This is a genomic window from Kitasatospora sp. NPDC015121, assembly GCF_055562955.1.
Genome location: NZ_JBVHEH010000096.1, coordinates 1 through 2,851, shown reverse-complemented (window position 1 = coordinate 2,851; position 2,851 = coordinate 1). Strand labels below are relative to the sequence as shown.

The window sequence follows — 2,851 nt, the reverse complement described above, 5'->3', positions numbered from 1 at the left end:
CCGCGTTGTCGAGAACCTTCGACAGATCATCGGTCAACACCACCGGATCAAGGGTCGTGTTACCCGTGTTAGAACCCGTCACCGTGTACGTGATCGTCTGACCAGCCGCAACATTGGTACCCGAGGCCGGATCCGCAGTCTTCGCGACCGTGAACCCCGGAACCTGAACCGGATGCGTCGTGCACAGCTGCGTCGCCGGATCACACACCTCCGGAGGATCAACCGGCGGAGTCGTACCCGGAACAACGAAGTTGTTCACGAACACCCCACCGACCACATCGGCATCGACCTTCACCGAATACGTCACCGTCTTGCTCTCACCCGCAGCGAGGGTTCCCGTCACCGAGAAACCATCCGTGCCGACCATCGTCGCAACCAACGGAGCATCAGCAGTCAAACCACTCAATGCACCCTTGTCCACAACCTGACGCAGATCATCGAAGAACGCGACCTCACCCGCACCGTTACCAGTGTTCGAGAACGTGAGCGTGTACTTGATGTCCTGACCGGCAACAACATTCGAACCCGACACCGGATCAGAGGACTTCACCACAGCAATCTTCGGAGACACCACCGGGTGTTCGGTCGTCACCGGCGGAGGAGTGATCTCCGGACCGGTCGGCGGCTTCGCAGTACCGGTGACCTTGTTGTTGATCAACGTGCCACCGGCAACACCGGCATTGACCTTCACCTGGTAGGTCAGAACAACCGACTTACCAGCCTCGAGAGCACCAGTCCAGGAAAGCGTCGTACCCGACAGGGTCGGAGCCGCACCGTCGACACCGTCAACAGTCGCCTTCAGCGAACCGTCCACCAACGCCGCGTTGTCGAGAACCTTCGACAGATCATCGGTCAACACCACCGGATCAAGGGTCGTGTTACCCGTATTCGCACCGGTCACCGTGTACGTGATCGTCTGACCAGCCGCAACATTGGTACCCGAGGCCGGATCCGCAGTCTTCGCGACCGTGAACCCCGGAACCTTCACCGGATGCGTCGTGCACAGCTGCGTCGCCGGATCACACACCTCCGGAGGATCAACCGGCGGAGTCGTACCCGGAACAACGAAGTTGTTCACGAACACCCCACCGACCACATCGGCATTGACCTTCACCGAATACGTCACCGTCTTCGTTTCACCGGCCGCCAAGGTCCCCGTCACCGAGAAACCATCCGTGCCGACCATCGCAGCCGTCAACGGAGCATCAGCACTCAAGCTGCCCGCAACCAGATCAGCATCGTCAAGCAGACCACGCAGATCATCGAAGAACGCCACCTCACCCGCACCGTTACCGGTGTTCGTAAACGTGAGCGTGTACTTGATGTCCTGACCGGCAACAACATTCGAACCCGACACCGGATCAGAGGACTTCACCACAGCAATCTTCGGAGACAGAACCGGATGCTCGGTCGTCACCGGCGGAGGAGTGATCTCCGGACCGGTCGGCGGCTTCGCAGTACCGGTGACCTTGTTGTTGATCAACGTGCCGCCGGCAACACCGGCATTGACCTTCACCTGATAGGTCAGAACAACCGACTTACCAGCCTCGAGTGCACCAGTCCACGAAAGCGTCGTCCCCGCCAGCGTCGGAGCAGCAGCAGGAGCACCGTCGACCGTTACCTTGAGCGAACCGTCCACCAACGCCGCGTTGTCGAGAACCTTCGACAGATCATCGGTCAACACCACCGGATCAAGCGTCGTCTTACCGGTGTTAGAACCCGTCACCGTGTACGTGATCGTCTGACCAGCCGCAACATTGGTACCCGAGGCCGGATCCGCAGTCTTCGCGACCGTGAACCCCGGAACCTGAACCGGATGCGTCGTGCACAGCTGCGTCGCCGGATCACACACCTCCGGAGGATCCACCGGCGGAGTCGTACCCGGAACAACGAAGTTGAGCACCGTGTTGTCGGCATTCGCCGCAACACGATCGGCATCAGCCTTGACCGTGACGGTGTACGTCACCGTCTTCGTCTCACCCGCAGCGAGAGTTCCCGTCACCGAGAAACCATCCGTGCCGACCATCGCAGCAGTCAACGGAGCATCAGCACTCAAGCTGCCCGCAACCAGATCAGCATCGTCGAGCAGACCACGCAGATCATCGAAGTGCGCGACCTCACCCGCACCGTTACCAGTGTTCGAGAACGTGAGCGTGTACTTGATGTCCTGACCGGCAACAACATTCGAACCCGACACCGGATCAGAGGACTTCACCACAGCAATCTTCGGAGACACCACCGGATGCGTCGTGCACAGCTGCGTCGCCGGATCACACACCTCCGGAGGATCCACCGGCGGAGTCGTACCCGGAACAACGAAGTTGTTCACGAACACCCCACCAACGACATCGGCATCGACCTTCACCGAATACGTCACCGTCTTGCTCTCACCCGCAGCGAGGGTTCCCGTCACCGAGAAACCATCCGTGCCGACCATCGCAGCAGCCAACGGAGCATCAGCACTCAAGCTGCCCGCAACCAGATCAGCATCGTCGAGCAGACCACGCAGATCATCGAAGTGCGCGACCTCACCCGCACCGTTACCAGTGTTCGAGAACGTGAGCGTGTACTTGATGTCCTGACCGGCAACAACATTCGAACCCGACACCGGATCAGAGGACTTCACCACAGCAATCTTCGGAGACACCACCGGATGCGTCGTGCACAGCTGCGTCGCCGGATCACACACCTCCGGAGGATCCACCGGCGGAGTCGTACCCGGAACAACGAAGTTGTTCACGAACACCCCACCGACGACATCGGCATCGACCTTCACCGAATACGTCACCGTCTTGCTCTCACCCGCAGCGAGGGTTCCCGTCACCGAGAAACCATCCGTGCCGACCATCGT

Annotated in this window: 1 protein-coding gene; it reads right to left on the bottom strand. The window is 60.0% G+C overall.

What is annotated here, in order from left to right; all coding sequences use genetic code 11:
• The coding region (locus ACZ3J7_RS40965; protein WP_465628493.1) for a DUF7927 domain-containing protein at nt 1–2,824 on the bottom strand (2,824 nt) is incomplete at its 3' end.
• Between the last annotated feature and the right edge of the window lie 27 nt (nt 2,825–2,851).